Raw genomic sequence first — 19604 nt, forward strand, 5'->3', positions numbered from 1 at the left:
GCTTAAGCGATTTCTTATTTTGGGATGATTCAAAATATAAAGCTGGATTTGTATCGCGTTAGATACGCTTTAGGTGTTTTCCTAATTTTGCGCCCAGTGCCGGTTCAGCAGATATAGGCGTAATGTTTTGCGCCGTCCGCTCATACGTCGCTTATGCCTCGCGCGGCCGTCGATCCGGTCAGCTCTTCCTTACTCATGGCGTCTACTTGCGGCAATGAAGGCTGTTCGTTGATCCACGCGTTCAATATTGCCGAGGTGACCGCGAGAATGACCGGGCCAATAAACAATCCGACAATTCCGAATGCGAACATGCCGCCAAGCACGCCGGAAAGAATCAGCAGCATCGACAAATTGATACCGCGGCGGATGAGTATGGGACGTAAAAAATTGTCGAGCATGGCAATCATGATCGACCAGATCAGCAACAGAATCGCGGCGACGTGCGACCCGTGCCAGAAAAGCCAGGCGACGCCCCCAAGCAGTGGCAAGAGCGGCCCGATTTGCGCGAGGCACAACATCAGCATGACGGCGGTGATGATGCCCGCGGCCGGCACGCCCGCGATCCACAAGCCGATTCCTCCGAGCGCCGATTGCGTCACGGCCGTCACGACAATGCCGAGCGCCACCGCGCGAATGGCGAGGCCGGCGAGTTTGATGGCTTCGGCGCCACGCTGCGCGGCAACCCGCGTTGCGAACCGCACGATGAAGCGGCCCGCTGCCTCGCCCTGCATGTAAAGGATGCCGGAGATGATGATCGTGATCACCATGTGCATCACGAACACCCCGACGACGGCTGCGTGCGACAGCATCCAGCGCGCTGCGATCGTCACATACGGTTCGATGCGGGCGAGCAGGCCGCCGGGGCCGGCGTCGGAAAGCGTCTGCCATTCGGCCGAGACGCGCTGACCGGCGAGCGGCACGTCGTGTACCCAACTCGGCGGCGGGGGAAGTGCATACGTGGGCAGGCTCTTGATGGCCGACATGATCTCGGCGCCGTGCAATGCGAGCGTGGAGATAGCCTGATACAACGGCAGCACGATGACGATCAGCAGCACGAGCAGCATGACAGTCGTCGCGGCCCAGCGGCGATTGCCGCAGCGGCGTTGCACCGCGACCATCAACGGCCAGGTGGCGACGACGATCGTCGTGGCCCAGATCAGCCCCGGCAGAAACGGCCGCAGGATATAAAGGCTGCCAACAGTCAGCGCAGTCAGAATGGCAATGACGAGCAGAATGCGCGCGATATCGACTGGCTGTCGCGGGTTCAAATTCGGCGGCCCGTTCGGAGTGGTGGACATGGTGCCTTGAATGAAAAGAGATCAGTGAGACGGGGCGTTTTAGCGCCGGCATCATAGCGGTAAGTTCGGCGGCATCCAATCCATACTACTAAAAATTGCCGATGGCGCACGGTATTCGGGCGCGCTGGCAATGTGCGGTGGCTTCGCATACGCTTGACGAAACGATCACTCGACGAGATGGCAATCATGCTCATGCAAGCACGTGAAGACGACGGCCGGCGGCGCAGGCGGCTGCGAGGCCTCTTCGTATATTCACTGTGGCTTTTATGCTGTCTGGTCTTTTCGTTGCCTTCGGTAGTCAAGCTGCCGTAATTTCAGGCGAACGCGTCGACGCCATCGACCAGACGCCTGGCCAGACGCGCCTGACGGAACTGCTCAATCCACCATTGCAACGCGCGGCCTTCGCGATCGCCGCGCCATGCCACGTATAGAACGTTGGGCTCGCGCGGATCGCCGGTTTGCTTTGCGATCAGTTCGCCACGCGCCAGCAATGAAGCCACTCGATGCTTCGGCACCCAACCGCAGCCAAGTCCTTGCCGTTGAGCAAGAATCTTCGCGCGCATGCCCGGCACGGCGAGCGCCGCTTGTCCGCCGAGCACGCCGTAAGCGCGTCCCGCCGATCCATGCGATGAATCCGCGACCGCCACCGCGCGATGCGCCGCGATCTGCTCGCGCCCGAGCGGTTCTGCTGCCTTCGCCAGCGGATGGCGCGGCGCCACGGCGAACACCCATTCCATCACGCCGAGTTCGAACCAGCGCAGGCCGGGAATCGCGGGCGGTTCGTTCGTCGCCCCGACGATGAGGTCGGCGCGGCCATCGCGCAGTGCTTCCCACGTGCCGCCCAGCACTTCATGCGTCATGCGCAGGGTCACGCCGGACGCGAGCGCGTCGAACGCCTGCACGACCGGCAGTAAGGTCTCGAACTCGAGTATCTCGTCGCAGACGATCCACAACCGGTCTTCCCAGCCGCTCGCGATCTGCTTCACGCGCTGCGTCAGACGCGACACGTCGATCATCAGACGCGCGGCTTCATCGGCGAGAAGATGGCCCGCTGGCGTCAGTTGCAGGCGGTAGCGACGGCGGTCGAACAGCAGCGCGTCGAAGCGCGTTTCCAGTTGCCGCGCGGCATGCGAGATCGTCGAGGGCGCGCGGCCTAGTCGCGCCGCCGCGCGGGAAAGGCTGCCGGTCGAGCGGATTGCATCGAGCAGGGCGAGTTCTTCCTCGGATAACATGTTCGACTCCATCGAACGTTCATCGGCGCGATGGTACGGCAAGAGCGGCGGCGCGGTCCACCACGTGCTTGTGATGACGCAAACAACGATCAGGGAGCATGCAGATGGGACTTCTCGTCGACGGGCAATGGCAGGACAAGTGGTACGACACGAAATCGACTGGCGGGCGCTTCGTGCGCAAGGACGCGGCGTTTCGCAACTGGGTCACGGCCGATGGCGCGCCCGGTCCGAGTGGCGAGGGCGGCTTCAAGGCGGAAGCGGGCCGTTATCACTTGTACGTGAGCCTGGCGTGTCCGTGGGCACATCGCACGCTTATCGTGCGCGCGCTCAAGGGGCTGCAAGAAATGATCGGCATCTCGGTCGTTCACTGGCTCATGCTCGAAAACGGCTGGACCTTCGCGGATGGTCCGGGCGTCGTGCCCGACGCCATCAACGGCGCGCGCTTTCTGCATCAGGTCTACACGGCGGCGGACGCGAGCTACACCGGCCGCGTGACCGTGCCGATTCTCTGGGACAAGGCGCGCGGCACGATAGTCAGCAACGAGTCGTCCGAAATTATTCGCATGCTGAATGCCGCGTTCGACGGCCTGGGCGCCAAAGCGGGCAATTACTATCCGCCCGAGTTGCGCGCGGAGATCGACACGCTCAACGCGCGCATCTACGACAGCGTGAACAACGGCGTCTACAAAGCGGGCTTCGCGACCACCCAGGCCGCGTACGAGGAAGCCGTGCAGCCGCTCTTCGATACCCTCGACTTCCTCGATGCGCGCCTTGCCTCGCACCGTTATCTCGCGGGCGAGCGCTTCACCGAAGCCGACATCCGACTGTTCACGACGCTCGTGCGCTTCGACGCCGTGTACGCCGGCCACTTCAAATGCAATCTGCGGCGCATAGCGGATTATCCGAATCTCTCCAACTACACGCGCGAGATTTACCGGATGCCGGGAGTCGCGGACACGGTGAACTTCGAGCACATCAAGCGGCATTACTACGAGAGTCATCGCTCGATCAACCCGACCGGGATCGTGCCGGCCGGTCCCGTGCTTGACTTCGCCGCGCCGCACGACCGAGAGCGTCTGCCGAAAAGCGCGTAAGCCTGAGCTCAGTCGTACCGATAAACGCCGCGCTTCGTCTTGCGGCCGAGATAACCCGCGGACACGAGTTCGCGCAACAGCGGGCACGCTCGATATTTCGAATCGCCGAAATCCTTCAGGAACACGTCCATGACCGAGAGACAGACATCGAGGCCGATGAGATCCGCAAGCGCGAGCGGACCGATAGGATGGTTTGCGCCGAGCTTCATGCCCGCGTCGATTTCCTCGGCGCTCGCCACGCCTTCATAGAGCACGAAGAAGGCTTCGTTGATCATGGGCACGAGAATGCGGTTGACCACGAAGCCAGGCGAGTTCTTCACGCCGATGGGCGACTTGTCCAGCTTCTCGGTGAGCGCGCGCACGGCGTTCGCGGTGTCGTCGCTCGTCTGCACGCCGCGAATCACTTCGACGAGTTGCAGCAGCGGCACCGGATTGAAGAAGTGCATGCCGATGAACCGCTCGGGCCGCGCAAGCATTGCGCCAAGCGCGGTGATCGAAATAGACGATGTGTTCGACGCGATGATCGCCTCGGGCCGCGCCGCTGCTTCGATCTGCTTCAGAATGCGGTGTTTGAGCTCGACGTTCTCCGTGGCCGCCTCGATGACGATATCCGCGTCCTTGAGCCGCCCGTAATCCGTGGATGTCTGGATGCGCGCAATCGCGGCATCGCGCACCGACGCTTGCAGCTTGTCTTTCGACACCAGCCGTTCCAGGCTGTTCGTCAGCGTGGCCACGCCCTTGGCGAGCGCGGCGTCCGTCACGTCGATCAGCACGATGTCGAATCCCGCCACGGCCGCGACCTGCGCGATGCCGTTGCCCATGGTTCCCGCTCCGACGATACCCACCGTCTGTATGCTCATGCGCGCTTCCTCCAATGGATGTTTGTGCGATGCACGATTCTAACCACGCCTTCAGCCGAACGCCGTCAAGTCGCGTGTTTTTAATCCATGCGCGCGGCAATAGGCAGCGTAGCGCTCCCAGCCGCTGCGCCAGTCTTCGGCGGCAAGTATTTGCCCGTTTTCGTTTACGAAGAGCAGCTCGCCCTGAATGATGTTGAGCGTGACGATCTGATCGCTGCCGTCCACCACTGGAACGGCTTCCGGCGTGTGACTGGAACCTGCGGTCTCGTACACGATGCTGCCTTTGTCCGCGATCCACGCATGTTCGCGATACTTCCAGCGCCCTTCGACCGTGTAGACGATTACCGTGCCCGTATGCCGATGCCGCGGCATTTGTCCGCGCGCCGGCGCCTTCAAAAGGGCGATGGTTTCGCCGCGAACCGGATCGAGCTTGAAGTATTTGACGAGCACGTGCTCGCTGTATGGCGTGAAGGGCACCCACGGCACGTCCGCGTCGTTGATGCAAGCGGTTTGAATCTGTTCGAACAGCATGTCGGCTCCCTTGATCAGACGCCCATTGTATGCAGCGCGGCACGCGCCGTGCATCGGCCAAACGGACGACCCCTGAAAGCCCCGTTCGATCCAGCCGGATCGCGCCTTATCTGCTATCGTCCGTGCCATGCCAACCATCATTACCATTTCAAACCTCTCCAAGACCTACGAGTCGGGGTTCAGCGCGCTCCGGGACGTGAATCTGGAAATCCGGCGCGGCGAGATTTTCGCGTTGCTCGGTCCGAACGGGGCGGGCAAGACCACGCTCATCAGCACGGTTTGCGGCATCGTGAATCCCAGCTCGGGCACGGTCACCGTGAACGGACACGACATCGTCACGGACTATCGCGCCGCGCGCGCGATGATCGGGCTCGTGCCGCAGGAACTCACCACCGACGCCTTCGAAACCGTGTGGGCGACCGTATCGTTCAGCCGGGGCTTGTTCGGCCGGCCGAAAAACCCGGCGCATGTCGAGAAGGTGCTGAAGTCGCTGTCGCTCTGGAGCAAAAAGGACAACAAGATCATGACGCTTTCGGGCGGCATGAAGCGGCGCGTCCTGATCGCCAAGGCGCTCGCGCACGAGCCGCAGATTCTCTTTCTGGACGAGCCGACGGCCGGCGTCGATGTCGAACTGCGCCGCGACATGTGGAACCTCGTGCGCGAACTGCAAGCGAACGGCGTGACCATCATCCTCACGACGCATTACATCGAGGAAGCGGAAGAGATGGCGGATCGCGTAGGCGTGATCAATCGCGGCGAGATCGTGCTGGTCGAAGAGAAGGCCGAACTCATGCGCAAGCTCGGGCAGAAGAAGCTCGCGCTGCAATTGGATCACGCGCTGGCTGCCGTGCCCGCGTCGCTCGCGCCCTACGGCCTGCAATTGTCCGCCGACGGCAACGAACTGACTTACACCTACGACGCCCATGACGAGCCGGGTCGAATCATCGCGCTATTGCGCCATGTCGATGAAGCCGGCGTGCGCTTCAAGGATCTGCAAACGACGCAGAGCTCGCTCGAAGACATCTTCGTGAGCCTCGTGCGCAACTAGTCGTATCGGACCGGGAGCATCGATTCCGGTCGACAGGGAGACCACATGAATCTTCACGCAGTACGCGCGATCTATCGCTTCGAAATGGCGCGCGCCGGACGCACGCTCATGCAGAGCATCGTGTCGCCCGTCATTTCCACTTCGCTCTATTTCGTGGTGTTCGGCGCGGCCATCGGCTCGCGCATTCCGCAAGTGGACGGCATCAGCTACGGCGCGTTCATTGTGCCGGGACTCGTCATGCTGTCGCTGCTCACGCAGAGCATCGCGAACGCTTCGTTCGGCATTTACTTTCCGAAGTTCACGGGCACCATCTACGAGCTCTTGTCCGCGCCCGTGTCGTATTTCGAGCTCGTTCTGAGTTACGTCGGCGCGGCGGCGACCAAGTCGATCATTCTCGGGTTGATCATTCTCGCGACTGCGCGGCTCTTCGTGCCGCTGCGGATCGACCATCCATTTTGGATGATCGTGTTTTTGCTGCTGACATCGCTGACATTCAGCCTGCTCGGATTCATTATTGGCATTTGGGCAGACGGTTTCGAGAAACTTCAGATCATTCCGCTTTTGATTGTCACGCCGCTCACGTTCCTCGGCGGCAGCTTTTATTCGATCAACATCCTGCCGCCGTTTTGGAAAACGGTCGCGCTTTTTAATCCGGTCGTGTATCTCATCAGCGGCTTTCGCTGGAGTTTTTACGGTCTCGCGGATGTTTCCGTAGGCGTAAGCCTTGCGATGACGTTAGTATTTCTGGGCGTGTTCATCGCTATCACGGCGTGGATCTTCAAGACCGGCTATCGCATCAAATCGTAGCGGTTGGCGCCGGCGGGCGTCGTCACCATTAAGAGGCGTTCATCGAATGAAAATCATGAAACGCACTAAACGCACTTTCTTCGGCGCGGTCACGGCCACTTTCACGGGCGGCTCCATTGCCTTGCGCGGCGCGGACACGGCGCTTGCCGACCCGTACGAGATGAACCTGAGCGATGCCGGATGGCGCCGCCGCCTTTCCACTGAACAATATCGCGTGCTCAGGCGCGGCGCGACCGAGCCGCCGAACGCCAGCCCGCTGATCAACGAGCGTCGCAACGGCTCGTTTTTTTGCGCGGGATGCGGATCGCCGCTCTTTGCCTCGTCGGCGAAGTTCGATAGCGGCACCGGATGGCCGAGTTTCTCCATGCCAATCGACGGCGCCGTCGCCACCCGCGCCGATGCAACGCCCGGCTCCCTTCGTCACGAAGTGCTTTGCCGGCGTTGCGGCGGCCATCTCGGGCATGTCTTCGACGACGGCCCGAATCCCACTGGTCTGCGTTACTGCCTGAACGGCGCTGCGCTGCTTTTTCGCCAGACCGAAAGCTGACCTGGCCAAAGCGCGTAGAACGGATACGGTCGCCGGCGCACGCGCCAGACGCTTTGAATTCGCCTTGAAGCAAGGCGAGCCTTTCGCGTATCAAAACGATCGGTGACAAAATTTCGCACTCCGTCTCAATCATCTCGGAGGGTTGACAGGGCAGAATCGAAACAACATCCTCGTCAGGATGTATGCGAGAGAAAGCCTGGCTGGCCTCGCTGACATTGAGAGACTGAGCCATGAAAATCAAAATAATTGACTTCTGCACAGCGTTGCTGATCGGCTCGCTGACTGGCCTATTGAATGGCGGCAATGCGTTTGCTCAACGTCAACCAAGCACAAAGGTTGCTGCGCTGTCCATCGAAGGCAAGATGCTCGTGCAGATCATCGGCGAGGTAAAAGCTGTCGATCCGGACGCGCATCGCGTCACCGTGGTCAATGCGCAAGGGCAGGAGACGCAGTTGAACGTCGGGCAGGAGATGCAGGATCTGAACAAGTTGCCTATTGGCACACGAGTGAATAGCACGGCCCTTCGCGCGGTTACGCTCACGCCCGTCAAAGCGCAGCCTTTGCAGGAAATGCTGCCGGGGCAAACGCAGTTCGTCGGGCAGGTTACGGGCGCCGACAGTGCAACCGGCGTCGTCATGCTGAAGGACGCCAACAGCTTGCCAATCGAGATACGTACAACCCATCCCGGCGACGCCGCCGCGCTCGCATCCGGCGCGACCGTGAAAGTGGTCTGGAAAAGCGTTCCGAAGCGTTGACTCCATGCAGGCCAAGCTCGGTTCAAGCTGCAGGCGCCGCGACCAGCCTCACGCGCGTGATTTCGGAAGGCGCGCCGAGGCGCTTGGGCGGTCCCCAATAGCCCGTTCCTCGACTCGTGTACACCCACAGTCCGTTGAATTTCACGAGACCCGACACGAACGGCTGCTGCAGCTTGACGAAGAAGTTCCACGGAAAGAACTGTCCGCCATGTGTATGCCCCGACAGTTGCAGCGTAAAACCCGCATCGGCGGCGGCGGTCGCGCTGCGTGGCTGATGGGCAAGGAGCACGCGCACGGTGGCATCGGCGGGAGCGCCTTCCATCGCTTTAGCCGGGTCGCTCCGGTGCGCGGGATCGAAGCTGCCCGCGCCGTAATCGGTGACACCGGCGATCACGGCTTGCGCGCCGTCGTGGTTCAGCACCACATGCTGATTGAGCAGCACATTCATGCCGAGCCGCCGGAATTCGACGATCCACTTGTCCGCGCCCGAGTAATACTCGTGATTACCCGTGACGAGGAACGCGCCGTGCCGCGCGCTCAATTCCGCGAGCGGTCGTGTATGAGCAGCGAGGTGCGGCACACTGCCATCGACCACGTCGCCCGTCACCGCGATCAGATCCGGCTGCAACGCATTGACGGCCGCGACGATTCGCTCGACATAGTGCCGCTTGATAGTCGGGCCGACGTGGATATCGCTAATCTGCACGATAGTGAAGCCTTCGAGCGCCGCCGGCAAATTGTCGATGGGCACGTCCACGCTCTTTACCGGCGCGCGCTTTCGCGCGTTGTAAAAGCCGGCGACGGACGAGAGCAACGCGAGCAACGGCACGGCCAGCGCACTCTCGGCAACGAAGCGGGGCGAGCCTATGGGCGTGCCGCGCAGCCAGTCGAACACATGCACGGACAGCAGCACGAGATCGCGCGCGAAGGTCAGCAGCAGGAGCGACGAGAAGAAGCCGAGCGCGGTCAGTCCGAACCAGGCGAGCCGATCCGCAAGCGGTTGCTTTTCGATCGATCGCGCGGACATGCCGAGCGGAATCAAAATCAGCGAGGCGACGAGCAGTGCGCTGGCAAGCGCCTTGAGCGCCGGGCCGACGGGCGCATCGGGAATGAGCCGCACGCCAACGTAGATATGAAAGAGAACACCAATGCCAATGAAGCGGATAAAAAATGCCGAACGTCGCATAACGCCCCTAAAAGGTCAAAAATGCGGCGGGCAAGAATACGCGTGACGCGTCGGCGCGTCGAATATACGCGTCGTTGCCCTTAGCCGGTCCTGTCGATCGATTCTACCGGTTCGGGGCCATATCCGCCGTGGGCGTGCGTCTGGGCGTAGTCGTCTGCATGATATCGTCGAGCGAATTTGTTTGGACTACCGATGTGCAACGAGGAGTGATCAAATGAAATCAGGCTTTCGCGCGCTTTCTCTCTTTCCAATGACGGCAATCGTCATGGCGTCCGGCACCGCTTTCGCTCAGACCAACGACGCATTGACGAACCAGGCGCGGCAGGTCATCGGCGCGGCGCAGCCTATCCACGTTCAAGCCGTCATCACGGGCATAGACCCGTCGACGCGCACGCTCATCGTGCATGGTCCGCGTGGCGATTCGACAGTGCTCGTCAACAAGGAAGTGACGGGTTTCGATCAGCTTCATGTTGGCGACAAGGTCGATGTCCAGTACAAGAACGCTTTGCTTTCGAACGTGGAAAAGGTAACGGGCAAGGATCAGGGCCTGCGCAAGCGCGTGGACACGCAAACCTATTCGCCCGCTTCGGGCGCGAATGGCGCAAGCGGCTTCGATTCATCGCGTCAGGTCGAGATTCTCGCCACGGTCGTGAGGGTCGACAAGAAGCATCACACCGTCACGCTGCGCGGACCGTGGCGCACCGAGACCATGGACCTTCCGCCCGATGTCGCAGCCGACAACCTCAAGAAGGGCGACACCGTGCATGCGGTGTTCGTTTCCGCGGCCGCGGTGAAAGTGACGCCCGTCGCGGCATCGAAATGAGCGAAGGCCCCGGCGTTAAACACGCGCGGGGCCTTCGCTCGGTGCATCGGCTAAATCAGACCTGCAGGCACAGATACTTGATGACGACGTAATCGTCGATGCCATAGTGCGAGCCTTCACGGCCCAGTCCCGATTGCTTGACGCCGCCGAACGGCGCGACTTCGTTCGAGATCAAGCCGGTGTTGATTCCGACCATGCCGTATTCGAGCGCTTCCGCCACGCGCCACACGCGTGCAATGTCGCGGCTATAGAAGTATGCGGCGAGTCCGAATTCGGTGTCGTTGGCCAGGCGAATGGCTTCGTCGTCGGAAGAGAATTTGAAAATCGGCGCGAGCGGGCCGAACGTCTCTTCTTTCGCCACTTGCATGGCCGGCGTGACGCCGGTAAGCACGGTCGGCTGGAAAAAACCGTGGCCGAGTGCATGCCGCTTGCCGCCGGCCGTCAGCGTCGCGCCTTTGGCCAGCGCATCCTCGATATGCGCTTCCACCTTCTTCACCGCCGCTTCGTTGATGAGCGGGCCAAGCAACACGCCGTCATCCGTGCCGCGTCCAACCTTCAGGTCGCCTACAGCCGTCGCCAGTTTCGCGGCGAACTCGTCGTAGACGCGCTCGTGCACATAGAAGCGATTCGTGCACACGCACGTCTGACCGCTATTGCGATACTTCGATGCAATCGCGCCTTGCACTGCCGCGTCGATATCGGCGTCTTCGAACACGAGGAAGGGCGCATTGCCACCGAGTTCCAGCGTGACTTTCTTGACCGTGGGCGCGCTTTGCGCCATCAGGAGACGGCCTACCGCCGTCGAGCCTGTGAACGAGAGCTTGCGCACGGTCGGGTTGCCCGTCATTTCGCCGCCGATGGCTTTCGGGTCGCCGGTCAGCACGCTCAACACGCCCTTCGGCACGCCCGCGCGCTCCGCTAGCACGGCCAGCGCGAACGCGGAGAAGGGCGTGGCTTCGGCCGGCTTCACGACGATAGGACAGCCCGCCGCCAGCGCCGGACCGACCTTGCGCGTGATCATCGCTGCCGGGAAGTTCCACGGCGTGATCGCCGCGCACACGCCGATTGGTTCCTTCGTCACGACAATGCGCTTGTCCGCGGCGGGCGTGGCGAGCGTGTCGCCCGCCACGCGCTTGCCTTCTTCGGCGAACCATTCGATGAACGAAGCCGCGTAGACGATCTCGCCCTTCGCTTCGGCGAGCGGTTTGCCTTGTTCGGTCGTGAGGATGAGCGCAAGGTCGTCGGCGTTGGCGATCATCAGGTCGTACCAGCGGCGCATGATGACCGCGCGTTCCTTCGCGGTTTTCTTGCGCCATTCGGGCCACGCGGCGTTGGCGGCCGCGATGGCGCGGCGTGTTTCGCTCGCGCCCATTTGCGGAACGGCGCCGAGCGATTCGCCGTTTGACGGATCGAGTACGTCGAAGGTGGCGCCGTCATCGGCTTGCTGCCATTCACCAGCGATATACGACGCGTGACGAAGCAGTGCCGGGTCCTTGAGTTGGTCTTTGAGGCTCATTTGCTTGCGATTCCTTCTTGAGATTTCTGCATTCAGCATACGACGAAGGGGCGAACCGTGCTCAAGCCGCGGCGGCGATGGTTTCGCTCAACACTTCGTCGAGAATGCCGAGGGCTTCGTCGAATACAGGCTCCTGGATAGTGAGGGGAAACAGGAAGCGCACGACGTTGCCATACACGCCGCACACGAGCAGTAACAAACCGCGTTCCAGCGCGCGCGCCTGCACGCGCCTGGCGAAATCGGCATCGGGTTCGTGCGTGCCGGGCTTGCAGAACTCGGCGGCGATCATGGCGCCCGGACCGCGCACATCGGCGATCTGCGGCACGTCCCGACGAATCGCTTCGAGCTTGGCTTTCAGCTTGTCGCCGAGCATGTTGGCGCGTTCGCAGAGTTGCTCTTCGTCGATGATATCGAGCACCGCGTGCGCCGCCGCCACCGCGAGCGGATTGCCCGCGTAAGTGCCGCCGAGACCGCCTGGCGCCGCGCTGTCCATGATGTCCGCGCGGCCCACGACGCCCGATAGCGGCATGCCGCCCGCAAGACTCTTAGCGATCGTCATGAGATCGGGAACCACGTCGTAATGCTCCATCGCGAAGAGTTTGCCGGTGCGCGCGAATCCCGTCTGCACTTCGTCGGCGATCAGCAGAATGCCGTGCTCGTCGCAGATCCGGCGCAGGCCGCGCACGAAGTCCGCGGGCGCCGGATTGAAGCCGCCTTCGCCTTGCACGGGTTCGAAGATGATTGCCGCGACGCGCTTGGCTTCGATATCCGCCTTGAACAGATGCTCGATGGCGCGCAGCGAGTCCGCCACCGATACGCCGTGCAGCGCGTTGGGAAACGGCGCGTGGTAGACGTCGGCGGGGAACGGCCCGAAACCGATTTTGTACGGCGCGACCTTGCCGGTGAGCGCCATACCCATCATCGTGCGGCCGTGAAAGCCGCCCGTGAAGGCGATCACGCCGGGCCGCCCGGTTGCCGCGCGCGCGATTTTCACGGCGTTTTCGACGGCCTCCGCGCCGGTCGTGAAGAACGCGGTCTTCTTCGGCGCTTGACCGGGCGCACGGGCGCTAATTTTTTCCGCGAGCGAAACGTAAGATTCATAAGGCACGATCTGATAGGCCGTATGTGTGAAGCAGTCGAGTTGCGCGCGCATGGCCTCGACGATCTTAGGATGCCGATGCCCCGTGTTGCACACCGCGATGCCCGCCGCGAAGTCGATGAAGCGGCGGCCTTCGACGTCCCAGAGTTCCGCGTTCTCGGCGTGCGCCGCGTAGAAGTCGCACATCACGCCGACGCCGCGCGGCGTGGCGGCATTCTTGCGGGCCTGAAGGTCGGCGTTGGTGGCCCGAGTGACGATGGCGGGCGAAGTTTGAGGAAGTTTGGACACGGCGAAGTTCTCCTTGGGGCGCGGCGCGCGGTTGCATCGGTCGGATTCAGAGCCGACTATAGTTAAATTTGGCTCTCCTGGTCAGAGCCATTCCGATGCATCCAATGGAGCCAATTCCACTTGGTTCGCCGCGATCCTAGCGATCGAAATTGGCAAAAAATCGCGCGGAAGTGGCACGCGACGCGCGACTGGAGGATCATGTGCGCCGTTCGTGTTTCCGTTTTCCGTTTCGATTCAGCCAAGGTTCCTGCAAATGACCCGACTCTTCACCGAACTCGCCGATCTTTCCGACGATGCGCCCGCGTTGCGCGAGATCCGTCACGACATCCACCGCCATCCCGAACTCTCGTTCGAGGAGACGCGCACCTCGGCGCTCGTCGCGCAGAAGCTCGAAGAGTGGGGCTGGGAAGTGAGCCGGGGCATCGCCGGAACGGGTGTCGTCGGCACGCTGACGGCGGGCGATGGCACGAAGCGCATCGGCCTGCGCGCCGACATGGACGCGCTGCCGATTCACGAGCAGACCGGCAAGCCGTACGCGAGCGAGTCGCCGGGCAAGATGCACGCGTGCGGCCACGACGGCCATACGACCATGCTGCTCGGTGCGGCACGGCATCTAGCGCGCACGCGGCGTTTCAATGGCACGGTGCATCTGTATTTTCAGCCGGCGGAAGAGCACGGTTTGCCGAGCGGCGCGCAACGCATGATCGCGGAGGGGCTCTTTGAGCGCTTTCCTTGCGATGCCGTATTCGGTGTGCACAACCATCCGGGCGTCGCGCCCGGCACGTTCCTGTTTCGCAAGGGGCCGTTCATGGCGGCGTGCGATCAGGTGTCGATCGAGATCGAAGGCGTGGGCGGGCATGCGGCGCGTCCGCATTTGAGCGTCGATCCGGTGGTGGTGACGGCGAGCATCGTGATGGCTTTGCAGACAATCGTCGCGCGCAATGTCGATCCCGCGCAACCGGCCGTCGTCACGGTCGGCTCGATGCACGCGGGCACGGTCAACAACGTGATTCCGAATCGCGCGACGCTCGAACTGTCGGTGCGCTCGTTCAGCAAGCCGGTGCGTGAGTTGCTCAAGCGCCGTATCTGCGAACTCGTGGATGCGCAGGCGGCGAGCTACGGCGCAAAGGCGACGATCAAATATCTGGAAGGCTATCCGGTGGTCGTCAATTCGGATGCCGAAACGGAATTCGCGGCGCAGGTGGCGCGCGAGTTGGTGGGTGCCGAGCACGTGGTCGACCACACGGATTTGCTGATGGGCAGCGAGGACTTCGCGTTCATGCTGCAGGCGCGGCCGGGGACGTTTTTGCGCATCGGCAACGGCGCGGGCGAGGACGGTTGCATGGTTCACAACCCGCACTACGATTTCAACGACAGGAATCTGCCGGTCGGGGCGGCTTATTGGGCGCGATTGGTGGAGCGGTTTTTGGAGCAATGAGCAGCCGACGATCCAGAACCGCACCACGATTTCGGTGACGAGAATCTGCTGGTCGGAACGGCTTATCGGGCGCGGTTCGTGGAGCAGTTTTAGAAGAGTAAGCGGCCGATAATTCAGCCTTGGAGCGATCGCCGTCACTATGCAAGCGACGGCGATTGCTTCAGCCATTCAAGAAGCAGCGCAACCCATACCTCGACAATCTGCGCCGATCCACTCCTCAAGCCGGCAAATGAAAACTGCCGATTGCCTCCCGCAACCCATCCACCTGATCCTTCAACGAATGCGCCGCAGCCGCTGCTTCTTCCACTAGCGCCGCGTTCTGCTGCGTGACCTGATCCATCTCGACGACTGCGCGATTCACCTGCTCGATGCCCGCGCTTTGCTCGCGCGATGCATTGCTGATCTCATCGAGAATCTCGTTCACACGACGCACCGACGACACGATCTCGCCCATCGTCGAACCGGCGTTCGTCACGAGCGACGCGCCTTCCTGCACCGTATGCGTCGACGTCTCGATCAGCGCCTTGATCTCCTTGGCCGCCGTCGCCGAACGTTGCGCGAGGCTGCGCACTTCCGCCGCCACGACCGCAAAGCCGCGTCCTTGTTCGCCCGCGCGCGCCGCTTCGACCGCCGCGTTCAACGCCAGGATGTTGGTCTGGAACGCAATGCCATCGATCACGCCGATAATGTCGCCAATCTGTTGCGAGCTTGCCGTGATACGCGTCATCGTGTTGATGACTTCGTCCACCACGCCGCTGCCGCGCGTCGCGACATCGGCGGCTTGACCCGCAAGGCGCGCGGCCTGCGCGGCGCTCTCGGCGTTGTTCTTCACGTTGGCCGTCATCTGGTCCATGCTCGATGCGGTCTCGACCAGCGCGGCCGCTTGCTCCTCGGTGCGCTGCGACAGATCGGTGTTGCCCGCCGCGATTTCCGACGCGCCCACGTTGATGTTTTCCGTGCCGTTACGCACACGCGACACCGTCTCGACAAGGCCGAGCTGCATCACCGAAAGCGCGTGCAGGAGGCTCGATGTATCGCCGGCACGCACCGGCACGGCGGCCGTCAGATCGCCACGCGCAATGCGATGCGCCGCATCCACCGCGAGTTCCAGTTCGCCGCCCAGATTGCGCTTGATGCTGCGCAGAACGACGAGCATCGCGGCCGTCGCGATGGCGCCGAGCAGCATCGTGATGGCGAGCCAGCGCAGTGCGCTTGCATAGAATGCGCTCTGCACGTCGTCCATATACATGCCGGTGACGACATACCAGTCCCACTGGCCGAAACGCTGCGCATACGAGAGCTTCGCCACGGGCTTGTCGCTGCCTGGCTTCGACCACAGATAGCTGATGAAACCGCCGTCCGGCTGATCGCCCGCCTTGACGATATCGACGAACAAGTGATTGCCCGCCGGGTCGGTGTACCCCGAAAGATCCTGCCCGTTCATGGCGGGCTTGATCGGGTGCATGACCATTTTCGGCTTCGAATCGTTGATGGAAAGATAGCCATCCTTGCCGTAGCGGATCGCGCCGATGACATCCAGCGCGCGCTTCTTGGCTTCTTCTTCGGTAAGGGTCTTGTTGGCGGCGAGCGCCGCGAAGTGCGTGACGACGGCATGTGCCTCGCCGACCAGCGTCTTCAACTGTTCCTTGCGATCCTCGATCATCGACGTGCGGTTCTGCCACGCTCCGATAATGCCGATCGCAATCAAACCTATCCACAGCACGGCGATCATCGAGCCGAGCTTTTTGTTCAACGTCATTCCATTCATTTGTGCGCCCCGCAGTCTTTTTACGTTGTCCTAGACGGTGCGGCGACGCGCGCGCCGCCGCATGCCCCTCTTACGGCATACGGCGCGGCAAATGTAGGGTGGGGGTTTCCCCGGTGTCAGAAACGCCGGATCGGGTCCTTGTCCGGCGGGGCATCGGGATGCTGCGGCTCGTCCGGGCGATGCCCCGGCGACGGCGGCGTGAGCGGATCGGCTTCCGGATCGCGGTTCGGATCGGCGATCGGATCGGGAACGGGACTGGTTTGCAGATCGAATTTCATGGGAATTCCCGAATGGCGTCAGGCCGCGTCGTGTTCGACCGGCATGTGCAGTGTGAAGGGCGTGCCGGGGTGCGCGCGCCGCGTATCCGACAGTTCGGCGCGTGCCCGTTCGATGATGGCCTCGCTGTCCGTGCCGCGCGGATGCTCGTCGAGCACGATATGCGGCGTGCCGAGCGCACGTGCGGCGGCGGCGGGCGAAGGCGCGATGGCATCGTCGGAAAGGAGCAGGCGGGCGTCGGCGATCAGGCGCGGCAACGTGCGCGGCGCCACGGCGCCGGCCAGAAAAAGCGCGGCGGTTTGCATCGCGCCCAGGACGCCGGCCGTGCGCTCCGGATCGGGCGCGTCGCCGATGATCGCGATCTGCCAGCCGTCGGCGGTCAACTGATCGGCAACGTCGGCGTATTGTTGCGCGGACCACGCGGGCGTCGCCTTGTGGCTGCCTGGATGAATCAGCACCAGACGCTCGCGCTCGATGCCGTGAAACGCCACGAGTTCGTCATATTGGGCGTCGGACAACGGCGAAGCGGCAGGCGAGTCCGCAATCAGCGAAGGCGCCAGGTCGTCGATCAGGGGAGAAAACGGGTTGGCTCGCATCTGCGCTCCTGCAAGGCCGTGGCCTCGATGGAAAAATCGTGAAGTCGGCCAAGCGCGAGCACGGGACATGCCCGGCCGCGCCTCACGCCGGGATTTACGTCGCGCGCACGCGCACCGGAACTGCCTTCGCCGCAGGCACCTTGCTGCGTTTTGCGTGGTGCGCAAGCGGAATCAGCGGATTGCATTCCGGGTAATAGCCCATCGCGCAGCCGGCCGGGATATCGAATGCATGGGCCCGCAATCCGTCGATACTGCGCGTCACGTCATCGCTGGATACCGTCGTCACGGTGATCGTCTGATCTTCCGCGATGTTCAGCCGCGCCATGTCGTCACGGTTCATCAACAGCACGTCTCGGGTATTGAAGACGCCGCGAAAGCGATCGTCAAGCCCGTACACGGTCGTATTGAACTGGCTGTCGCCGCGCGTGGTCATGAGCCGCAAGGTGCGCTCGCCTTCGAAAGACATGTCCGGATCTTCGCCCATGCCCTCCGGCGTGATGAAATTCGCCTTGCCGTTCTTCGTCTTCCACTCGCGTTTGGCCGCCGGAATCGGCCGATGAAACCCGCCCGGCTGCGACATGCGCGCGTTGAATTCCTTGAACTGATCGGGGTAAGTCTTCTCGATCGCCTCGCGCACCAGCGAATAATCGGCCGTCCAGGCGTCCCAGTCGACCTTGCCGCGACGTCCTTGCAGCGTGGCCTTGGCCAGTCCCGCGACGATCGCGGGCTCCGACAGCAACGTCTTGCTCGCGGGTTCCGCGAAGCCCTTCGACGCATGGACGCACGCGGTGCTGTCCTCGACCGTGACGATCTGCGGGCCGCTCGCCTGCTGATCCACCTCGATACGCCCGATGCAAGGCAGCAGATATGCCGCACGCCCGTGCAGCAGATGGCTGCGGTTCAGGTGCGTGGCAATTTGCACCGTCAGCGGCACGTTTTGCCACGCCGGTTCCAGTACGTGATGATCGGGCGTCGCGCGCGCGAAATTGCCGCCGAGGCTGATGAACGCATCGAGTTTGCCGTCGCGCAGCGCCGCGCAGGCATCGACGGTGGACATGCCTTCGTCGCGCGGCGGCTCGAACGCGTACATTTCCGCGAGCTTGTCGAGCGGCACGAGCGCCGGCTTCTCCGTGATCCCGACCGTGCGCTGACCCTGCACGTTGGAATGGCCGCGAATCGGGCAGATACCCGCGCCCGGCTTGCCGATGTTTCCGCCTAGCAGCATCAGATTCGTCAGCATCTGCACGGCGAGCACGCCTTCGCGATGCTGCGTGATGCCCATGCCGTAGAGAATCATCACGGCTTTGGCCCGCGCATATTCGGTGGCGGCTGCTTCGAGCGCGGCGCGCTTCAGGCCCGATTGCGTTTCGATGTCGCTCCAGTCGGCAGCGCGCATCGCGTCGGCGAAGGTATCGAAGCCGTGCGTGTGTTCGGCGATAAAGGCGGCGTCCAGCACGCGCGGCGTCTGGTTTTCTTGCGCCAGGTCGTCCGCTTCGATCAGCGCCTTGCACAAGCCCGTGACCGCGGCAATGTCGCCGCCGATCTTCAGTTGCAGATATTGCGTGCTGATGGCGGTCTGGATCGGCGACAGCATTTCCACCGGCGACTGCGGATTCGCGAAGCTCACGAGCCCGCGTTCCTTGATCGGGTTGAAGGTGATGATGCGCGCGCCGCGCTTTCTCGCTTCCTGCAAGGGATGCAGCATGCGCGGCGCATTCGTGCCGGTGTTGTGCCCGAAGAAGAAAAAGCAGTCGGTGTGCTCGAAGTCGTCGAGCGTCACGGTGCCGACCGGCGCGCCGATGGTCTCCGGCAGCGCCACCGACGTGCTCTCGTGGCACATGTTCGAGCTGTCCGGCAGATTGTTCGTGCCGTAAAGCCGCGCGAACAACTGGAACATGTACGACGTTTCGAGCGATGCGCGCCCCGACGTGTAGAAGACGCTGCGCTTCGGCCTGGCGTCGCGCAGCATCGCGCCGATTTCGTCGAAAGCCTGTTGCCACGGAACTGGCACGTAACGGTCGGTGGCGGCGTCGTAACGCATTGGCTCGGTCAGGCGGCCTTGCGATTCGAGTTCGAAATCGGTCCACGCCGTCAATCCCGCGAGCGTGTGATGCGCAAAAAAATCCTGATCGATCCGCTTCTTCGTCAATTCCCACGCGGTTGCCCGCGCGCCGTTCTCGCAAAATTCAAAGAGATGCGGATCGGCCGGCTTCGCCCACGAACAGCTCACGCACGCAAAGCCGTCCGGCTTGTTCTGATGCAGAAGAATGCGCGCGCCGTTGAGCGCGACGTGTTCGTTGACGAGTGCCGAGGTAACTGCCTTGACCGATCCCCAGCCGCCCGCCGGGTGATCGTACTTTTCGATATGCGGCAGTTTGCTCATGCTTGGCCTCTCCCGTGAATGGTCCGTTCGCTTCACATTCAGCAAGAAACAGGCACAGC

The 19604-nt window shown here is 62.4% G+C and carries 18 protein-coding genes; 7 read left to right on the forward strand and 11 right to left on the reverse strand.

Going from position 1 to position 19604, the window contains the following annotated elements; translation table 11 throughout:
• Window positions 1-140: 140 nt before the first annotated feature.
• Both ydiK and QCE79_RS25465 read right to left on the reverse strand, forming a co-directional pair.
• Entirely contained in the window at window positions 141-1298 is a 1158-nt protein-coding gene (gene ydiK / locus QCE79_RS25460; RefSeq protein WP_244829269.1) for an AI-2E family transporter YdiK, read from the reverse strand.
• A gap of 314 nt (window positions 1299-1612) precedes the next feature.
• Entirely contained in the window at window positions 1613-2530 is a 918-nt protein-coding gene (locus QCE79_RS25465; RefSeq protein WP_309848568.1) for a LysR substrate-binding domain-containing protein, read from the reverse strand.
• A 104-nt stretch (window positions 2531-2634) separates the two neighbouring features.
• Between QCE79_RS25465 and QCE79_RS25470 the strand changes: the two genes are divergently transcribed.
• Window positions 2635-3624 carry a glutathione S-transferase family protein gene (locus QCE79_RS25470; RefSeq protein ID WP_309848571.1) on the forward strand — a complete coding sequence of 330 codons (990 nt, stop codon included), beginning with the start codon at window positions 2635-2637 and terminating at the stop codon, window positions 3622-3624.
• 8 nt (window positions 3625-3632) lie between these two features.
• Here QCE79_RS25470 and QCE79_RS25475 read toward each other — a convergent pair whose 3' ends face one another.
• Window positions 3633-4484 (reverse strand): 3-hydroxybutyryl-CoA dehydrogenase, encoded by an 852-nt coding sequence (locus tag QCE79_RS25475; protein WP_309848573.1) that lies wholly within the window; start codon window positions 4482-4484, stop codon window positions 3633-3635.
• 51 nt (window positions 4485-4535) lie between these two features.
• Entirely contained in the window at window positions 4536-5015 is a 480-nt protein-coding gene (locus tag QCE79_RS25480) for a 2,4'-dihydroxyacetophenone dioxygenase family protein (protein ID WP_250510247.1), read from the reverse strand.
• A 127-nt stretch (window positions 5016-5142) separates the two neighbouring features.
• Here QCE79_RS25480 and QCE79_RS25485 point away from each other — a divergent pair, with 127 nt between their 5' ends.
• From QCE79_RS25485 to QCE79_RS25500, 4 genes are all read left to right on the forward strand, one after another.
• Entirely contained in the window at window positions 5143-6063 is a 921-nt protein-coding gene (locus tag QCE79_RS25485) for an ABC transporter ATP-binding protein (protein ID WP_244829274.1), read from the forward strand.
• A 45-nt stretch (window positions 6064-6108) separates the two neighbouring features.
• The gene (locus tag QCE79_RS25490) at window positions 6109-6870 is read left to right on the forward strand and encodes an ABC transporter permease (RefSeq protein WP_244829275.1); all 762 of its coding nucleotides are present in this window, start codon (window positions 6109-6111) and stop codon (window positions 6868-6870) included.
• A gap of 46 nt (window positions 6871-6916) precedes the next feature.
• Entirely contained in the window at window positions 6917-7417 is a 501-nt protein-coding gene (msrB, locus tag QCE79_RS25495; protein WP_250493619.1) for a peptide-methionine (R)-S-oxide reductase MsrB, read from the forward strand.
• 230 nt (window positions 7418-7647) lie between these two features.
• The gene (locus QCE79_RS25500; protein WP_309848579.1) at window positions 7648-8172 is read left to right on the forward strand and encodes a hypothetical protein; all 525 of its coding nucleotides are present in this window, start codon (window positions 7648-7650) and stop codon (window positions 8170-8172) included.
• Window positions 8173-8194: 22 nt separating this feature from the next.
• Here QCE79_RS25500 and QCE79_RS25505 read toward each other — a convergent pair whose 3' ends face one another.
• On the reverse strand, window positions 8195-9358 hold the full coding sequence (locus QCE79_RS25505; protein WP_250526885.1) for a metallophosphoesterase: 1164 nt from the start codon (window positions 9356-9358) through the stop codon (window positions 8195-8197).
• Between the two features lie 214 nt (window positions 9359-9572).
• Between QCE79_RS25505 and QCE79_RS25510 the strand changes: the two genes are divergently transcribed.
• Window positions 9573-10181, forward strand: coding sequence for a hypothetical protein (locus QCE79_RS25510; protein ID WP_309848582.1), 609 nt, complete (start codon window positions 9573-9575; stop codon window positions 10179-10181).
• Between the two features lie 55 nt (window positions 10182-10236).
• Here QCE79_RS25510 and QCE79_RS25515 read toward each other — a convergent pair whose 3' ends face one another.
• Window positions 10237-11697 carry an NAD-dependent succinate-semialdehyde dehydrogenase gene (locus tag QCE79_RS25515; protein WP_250510242.1) on the reverse strand — a complete coding sequence of 487 codons (1461 nt, stop codon included), beginning with the start codon at window positions 11695-11697 and terminating at the stop codon, window positions 10237-10239.
• Window positions 11698-11758: 61 nt separating this feature from the next.
• Entirely contained in the window at window positions 11759-13084 is a 1326-nt protein-coding gene (gene gabT, locus QCE79_RS25520; RefSeq protein ID WP_404989417.1) for a 4-aminobutyrate--2-oxoglutarate transaminase, read from the reverse strand.
• 253 nt (window positions 13085-13337) lie between these two features.
• Here gabT and QCE79_RS25525 point away from each other — a divergent pair, with 253 nt between their 5' ends.
• Window positions 13338-14522: a M20 aminoacylase family protein gene (locus QCE79_RS25525; RefSeq protein ID WP_250467405.1), complete on the forward strand. Its 1185-nt coding sequence runs from the start codon at window positions 13338-13340 to the stop codon at window positions 14520-14522.
• Between the two features lie 217 nt (window positions 14523-14739).
• Here QCE79_RS25525 and QCE79_RS25530 read toward each other — a convergent pair whose 3' ends face one another.
• From QCE79_RS25530 to QCE79_RS25545, 4 genes are all read right to left on the reverse strand, one after another.
• Window positions 14740-16281: a methyl-accepting chemotaxis protein gene (locus QCE79_RS25530; protein WP_250467404.1), complete on the reverse strand. Its 1542-nt coding sequence runs from the start codon at window positions 16279-16281 to the stop codon at window positions 14740-14742.
• Window positions 16282-16406: 125 nt separating this feature from the next.
• Complete coding sequence (locus tag QCE79_RS25535; protein WP_244829287.1) at window positions 16407-16568, reverse strand: hypothetical protein; 162 nt, start codon at window positions 16566-16568, stop codon at window positions 16407-16409.
• 18 nt (window positions 16569-16586) lie between these two features.
• Window positions 16587-17162 (reverse strand): glycosyltransferase family 9 protein, encoded by a 576-nt coding sequence (locus QCE79_RS25540; protein ID WP_244829288.1) that lies wholly within the window; start codon window positions 17160-17162, stop codon window positions 16587-16589.
• Window positions 17163-17256: 94 nt separating this feature from the next.
• The gene (locus QCE79_RS25545) at window positions 17257-19545 is read right to left on the reverse strand and encodes an FdhF/YdeP family oxidoreductase (RefSeq protein ID WP_309848589.1); all 2289 of its coding nucleotides are present in this window, start codon (window positions 19543-19545) and stop codon (window positions 17257-17259) included.
• Window positions 19546-19604: the final 59 nt, after the last annotated feature.

This window comes from Caballeronia sp. LZ003 (genome assembly GCF_031451465.1).
Taxonomy (GTDB): Bacteria; Pseudomonadota; Gammaproteobacteria; order Burkholderiales; family Burkholderiaceae; genus Caballeronia.